Origin of the sequence: Massilia sp. UMI-21 (assembly GCA_015277795.1) — a bacterium.
GTDB lineage: Bacteria > Pseudomonadota > Gammaproteobacteria > Burkholderiales > Burkholderiaceae_D > Telluria.
The window spans coordinates 3,263,066-3,269,554 of sequence record CP063848.1; the positions used below are offsets into that span (position 1 = coordinate 3,263,066).

Sequence of the window (6,489 nt, forward strand, 5' to 3'; positions counted from 1 at the left end):
TGTCGCTTGATTAGGTACCAGTGCGTTGGAAGCCCGCGGTGTTTTCCTGCTCGCCGTCCGATGCCTCGAGGGCAGCCATCACTGCCAGCGTGTCCTCGACGATGTACTGCGCCTGCGCCTCGATGGTTGGCGAGTCGAACAGCACACGCAGCGGCAGCTCGATGGCAAAGCTGTCGCGAATCCTGCTCGCCACCTGCGTCGCCAGCAGGGAGTGGCCGCCCAATTCGAAGAAATTGTCGTGGACGCCGACGCGTTCGACCTGCAGCACGTCGCACCAGATGGCGGCCAGCGTTTCTTCGAAATCGTTGCGCGGCGCCAGGTACGTGGCCCTGAGGCCCTGCATGTCGGGCGCCGGCAATGCCTTGCGGTCGATCTTGCCGTTCGGAGTGAGCGGCAGCGCGTCCAGCGCCACGAAGGCGGCCGGCACCATATACTCGGGCAGGACCTCCTTCAGGTGGGCGCGCAGCTGCGCCACTTCGGTATTCGCCACCACGTAGGCCACCAGGCGCTTGCCGACAGCGGCGTCGTCGTGTACCGTCACCACGGCCTGCGCAACCGCTTCATGGCGACACAGCGCCGCCTCGATCTCGCCCGGCTCGATGCGGAAACCGCGGATTTTCACCTGGTGGTCGACCCGGCCCAGGCATTCGATGCTGCCGTCGGGCGTATAACGCACCAGGTCGCCGGTGCGGTACAGGCGCGAGCCCGGGACGCCGAACGGGTTGGCGACGAAGCGCGCCGCGCTCATCCCGCCGCGCGCCAGGTAGCCGTGCGCCAGCCCGGCGCCGCCCAGGTACAGCTCCCCGACCACACCCACCGGCACCGGCTGCATATGCCTGTCGAGCACATGGCAGCTTCCGTTGGCCAGCGGCCGCCCGATCGGCACGCTGCGCGCAGCGTCGGTGGGCATGCCGATCTCGTGCCAGCAGCTGAAGGTGGTGGCTTCGGTCGGGCCGTAGCCGTTGAGCAGGCGGCGCGGCGGTGCTGCGCGCAGCACGATGCGCACGCTGGCGGGGTCGACGGCGTCACCGCCGACCAGCAGCTCGCGCATGCCGCCGAACGCTGTCGGCGCCCCTTGCGCCATCACGTTGAACAGTGCCGAGGTCACGAACGCGGTGTCGATGGCGCGTTCCTGCAGCGCCTGCGCGAACGCGGCCGGCGACAGCACCGTGTCGCGCTCGATCACGACCGCCGTGCCGCCGTTGAGCAGCGGCCCCCACAGCTCGAAGGTGGTGGCGTCGAACGAGGGGCTGGCCAGGTGGGCGACCCGGTCGCCAGGCCCGAAGCTCACGTAGTCGCTGCCCACCACCAGGCGCATCACGGCGCGCTGCGGCACCAGCGTGCCCTTCGGCGTGCCGGTCGAGCCGGAGGTGTAGATGATGCAGGCCGGGGCGTCGCCGCCCAGCGCCGGCGCCTCGGTGGGAACGGCGTCCGGCATGGCGCCGGTATCGACCAGCGCCAGCCCGTCCAGCGTGGCACCGCCCGGCGCGCCAACCATCATGCGCAGACCGGCGTCGGCGGCCATGAAGGCCAGGCGCTCGGCGGGGTAGTCCGGGTCGAGCGGCAGGTAGGCGCCGCCGGCGCGCACGATGCCCAGCATGCCGGCCACCATCGCGGCCGAGCGCTGGCCCGACAGGCCGACCGCTTCGCCCGCGCGCAGGCCCTGCGCCTGCAGCGCCGCCGCGATCCGTCCGCTCCAGGCATCCAGCTCGCCGTAGGAATGGTCACGCCCGCCGTCGGCGACCGCGACCGCCGCCGCATCGCGCGCCACCTGTTCGGCGAAGCGCGGATACAGCCCCTGCTCGGCCGGGAACGGCGCGGCGCTGCGGTTGAACTCGACCAGCAGCCGTTCGCGCTCGGCCGCGTCCAGCATCGGCAGCGTGCCGATCGCCGCGTCGGGCTCGGCGACCACGGCCGCCACCAGGTTCCCGAAATGGCGCGCCATGCGTTCGATGGTGGCGTGGTCGAACAGGTCGGTCGCATACTCCAGCGAACCGCGCAGGCCTTCCGGCGTTTCCTGCATTTGCAGGTACAGGTCGAATTTTGCCGTCGTGTGCTCGGGCAGCACGGGGCTGAGGGCCAGGCCGTCGAGAAGCAGCGCCTCCTGCTGGGCGTTTTGCAGGGCGAAGGTCACCTGGAATACCGGGTGCCGGCTCATGTCGCGCGCCGGCTGCAGTTCCTGCACCAGCTTCTCGAAAGGCAGGTCCTGGTGTGTATAGTTGCCGAGCGCCGTTTGCCGCGTCCGCGCCAGCAGTTCGCGGAAACTCGACGCCTCGCCCACCTTGGCGCGGTAGGCGAGCATGTTGACGAAGAAGCCGATCAGGCCTTCGGCCTCCCGCACGCTACGGCCAGCGATCGGCGAACCCACGACGATGTCGTCCTGGCCGCTCCAGCGCGACAGCAGCAGCTGGAAGGCCGCCATCAGGATCATGAACGTGGTTGCGCCTTCCCTGCGCGCCAGCGTGCCGACCGCCATCGACAGCGGCTGAGGCAAGGCGAGCGGCACCCAGCCGCCCCGATAGCCCGGCACCGCCGGCCGCGGGTGATCGGTCGGCAGCTCCAGCGCCGCCGGCGCACCGTCCAGCTGCTCTGTCCAATACGACAACTGGCGCTCGAGGATATCGCCCTGCAGCCAGCTGCGCTGCCATACCGCATAGTCGGTGTACTGCACCGGCAAGGGCGCCAGCGACGGGCGCCTGCCGGACACGCAGGCGCTGTACAGGACGCTGAATTCCTGCAGCAGGATGCCCATCGACCAGCCATCGGACACGCTGTGGTGCATCGTCAGCACCAGCACGTGTTCCTGCTCGGCCAGCCGCAGTAACAAGGCCCGGAACAGGGGGCCCCTGTCCAGAGAAAACGGAAGCATCATCTCTTCCCGCACCACGCGCCTGCTTTCCGCTTCCTGCTCCTCGCCTTCCAGGCAGGAGATGTCAACGCATGCGACCTCGAACGCATCGGCGGCGCCGACCACCTGGCGGCGCTCGCCGTTCACCTCGCCGAAGTGCGTCCTCAAGCCCTGGTGCCGCGCAAGCAGCTGACGGAATGCCTCGGCCAGCGCCGCACGCTCCAGCGTGCCCTGCAGGTGGTAGGCGTTCGAAATGTGGTAGGCGGCGCCCAGGTCGCCGAATTGTTCGAGGAACCAGAGCCGCTCCTGTGCGAACGACAGCGGCGCCGGGTCCTCGCCGGTACACGCGACCAGGGGCGGCAGGGTGCGGCCGAGCCCTTCGCGCTGCATGTCCTCGATACGGCGCGCCATGCCTTCCAGGATCGGTTCCTCGAATACCACGCGCAGCGGCAGCTCGAACGCCATGCGGTCGCGAATCCTCGCGGCCACCTGCGTCGCCAGCAGCGAGTGTCCACCCAGTTCGAAGAAGTTGTCCTGGATGCCGACCTGCTCGACACCGAGTACTTCGCTCCAGATCGCCGCCAGCGTCGTTTCCGCAGGCGTGCGCGGGGCGATGTAGGCGGCCCCCGACGCATGTCCGTCCGGCGCCGGCAGCGCCTTGCGGTCGACCTTGCCGTTCGGGGTGAGCGGCATCGCATCCAGGGCCACGAAGACCGCCGGCACCATGTATTCGGGCAGCCTGTCTTTCAGGTAGCTGCGCAGCTCGGCCATGCCGCTGTCTGCCGTCACCTTGGCCGCCACCTTGGCCACCACGTAGGCCACCAGGCGCTTGCCCGTCGGGCCCTGGTCCACCATCACCAGGGCCTGGCCGACCGCGGCATGCGCGCGTAGCGCTGCTTCGACTTCGCCCGGCTCGATACGGAAACCACGGATCTTGACCTGGTGGTCGATCCGCCCCACGTACACGATCTCGCCCTGCGCCGTCCGGCGCACCAGGTCGCCGGTGCGGTACAGGCGCGCGCCCGGCGCGCCGAACGGATCGGCGACGAAACGCGCCGCGCTCATCCCGCCGCGCGCCAGGTAGCCGTGCGCCAGCCCGGCCCCGCCCAGGTACAGCTCGCCGACCACGCCCACCGGCACCGGCTGCATGTGCCTGTCCAGCACATGGCAGCTGCCGTTGGCCAGCGGACGCCCGATCGGCACCGTCGCGGCCTGTTTGGGAACCGCATCGACCGCATGCCAGCAGCTGAAGGTGGTGACCTCGGTCGGTCCGTACACGTGCAGCAGGCGCTGCGGGGCGCCGCCCTGCAGCACGGCGCGCACCATGCTTGGATCGACCGCCTCGCCGCCGAACAGCACGGCGCGCATGGCGGCGAAGGCATCCGGCGCCCCTTGCGCCACCAGGTTGAACAGCGCCGTCGTCACGAACGCGGTGTCGATGGCGCGTTCCTGCAGCGCCTGCGCGAACGCGGCCGGCGACAGCACCGTGTCGCGCTCGATCACGACCGCCGTGCCGCCGTTGAGCAGCGGCCCCCACAGCTCGAAGCTGGTGGCGTCGAACGAGGGGCTGGCCAGGTGGGCCACCCGGTCGCCCGGCCCGAAGCTCACGTAGTCGCTGCCCACCACCAGGCGCATCACGGCGCGCTGCGGCACCAGCGTGCCCTTCGGCGTGCCGGTCGAACCGGAGGTGTAGATGATGCAGGCCGGGGCGTCGCCACCCAGCGCCGGCGCGTCGGCGGGAACGGCGTCCGGCAAGGCGCCGGTATCGACCAGCGCCAGCCCGTCCAGCGCAGCCCCGCCCGGCGCGCCGACCATCATGCGCAGACCGGCGTCGGCGGCCATGAAGGCCAGGCGCTCGGCCGGGTAGTCCGGGTCGAGCGGCAGGTAGGCGCCGCCTGCGCGCACGATGCCCAGCATGCCGGCCACCATCGCGGCCGAGCGCTGGCCCGACAGGCCGACCGCTTCACCCGCGCGCAGGCCGTGCGCCTGCAGCGCCGCCGCGATCCGGCCGCTCCAGGCATCCAGCTCGCCGTAGCTATGGTCGCGCCCGCCGTCGGCCACCGCGACCGCCGCCGGATCGCGCGCCACCTGTTCGGCGAAGCGCGGGTACAGCCCCTGTTCCGTCGGGAACGGTGCGGCGCTGCGGTTCCATTCGACCAGCAGCCGTTCGCGCTCGTCCGCGTCCAGCATCGGCAGCGTGCCGATCGCCGCGTCGGGCTCGGCGACCACGGCCGCCACCAGGTTCTCGAAGTGGCGCGCCATGCGTTCGATGGTGGAACGGTCGAACAGGTCGCTCGCGTATTCCAGCGAACCGCGCAGGCCTTCCGGCGTCTCCTGCATCTGCAGGTACAGGTCGAATTTTGCCGTCGTGTGCTCGGCTTCGATCGGAACCAGTCCGAGCCCGTCGAAGCCCATCAATTGCTGGGGCACGTTCTGCAGCGCGAACGCCACCTGGAATACCGGCTGGCGGCTCAGGTCGCGCACCGGCTGCAGTTCCTGCACCAGCTTCTCGAACGGCAGGTCCTGGTGGGCGAAATTCGCCAGCGCCATGCTCTTCACAGACGCGAGCAGCGCGCGGAAGCCCATGCCTCCATCCAGCTTCGATCGATAGCTGAGCATGTTGACGAAGAAGCCGATCAGGCCCTCCGTCTTAGGATCGGTGCGCCCCGCAACCGGCGACCCCACCACGACATCGTCCTGGCCGCTCCAGCGCGACAAGAGGAGCTGGAACGCCGCCATCAGCACCATGAACATGGTCGCGCCTTCGCGCCGGGCCAATGCGGCCAGCCCATTCGACAGCTCGGCGGACAGTGCGAGGCCGAGCTGCCCGCCACGGAAGCTCTGGACGGCTGGACGCGGCCGGTCGGTGGGCAGGTCCAGCACCGAGGGCGCACCGTCCAGCTGTCCACGCCAGTAGGAAAGCTGCGCCTCCAGGACGTCGTCCTTCAGCCAGCCGCGCTGCCATAAAGCGTAATCCGCGTACTGGACGGGCAGGTCCGCCAGGGGCGACGGACGCCCCGCGGCGTAGGCGGCGTACAGCTGGTGCAGCTCCCGGGTCAGTACCGCCCGCATCGACCAGCCATCCGAGATGATGTGATGCGTCCCGACCACCAGCACATGGGACCGGGTGCCGAGGCGAATCAGTGCGGCCCGGAACAGCGGCCCCTCCCTGAGGTCGAACGGACGCCGCGTCTCGTCTTCCGCCAGGCGCATCGCCTCCGCGTCGCGCTCGGCTTCGGGCAAGTCGCTGAGGTCGAACACCGGCAGCGAGAACGGGGATGCCGGCCGCACCACCTGGACCGCTTCGCCGTTCACTTCGTCGAACACCGTCCGCAGCGTCTCATGGCGCCGGGTCAGTTCCGTGAACGTGCGCTCCATGGCGTCGAGGTGCAGCACACCGTCGAGGCGCATGATGCGCATTTCGTTGTAGGCCGGTCCCACTGCCTGCAGCTTCTCGATGAACCACAGCCTCTGCTGGGAGAACGAGAGCACGATTCGGTGGCCGCTCAGGCGGGGCAACAGCGGCGGGCGCTGCTGTCCCGCCTGCGGCGTACGCATGCTCAGCCCCCGGCGCAGCTTCTTGAGATCTTCGATCGAAATATTCGCCAACTTGTTGGACGTGTTCATATCATGACCCTGTT

At 69.8% G+C, this 6,489-nt stretch carries 1 protein-coding gene; it reads right to left on the reverse strand.

What is annotated here, in order from left to right; translation table 11 throughout:
• Positions 1-10 precede the first annotated feature (10 nt).
• The gene (locus IM543_14495) at positions 11-6,475 is read right to left on the reverse strand and encodes an amino acid adenylation domain-containing protein (GenBank protein ID QOY92808.1); all 6,465 of its coding nucleotides are present in this window, start codon (positions 6,473-6,475) and stop codon (positions 11-13) included.
• Positions 6,476-6,489: the final 14 nt, after the last annotated feature.

Bases quoted from the DNA above. Each gene is read 5' to 3' on its own strand.
- IM543_14495 (QOY92808.1), bottom strand. From the start codon at position 6,475: ATGAACACGTCCAACAAGTTGGCGAATATTTCGATCGAAGATCTCAAG.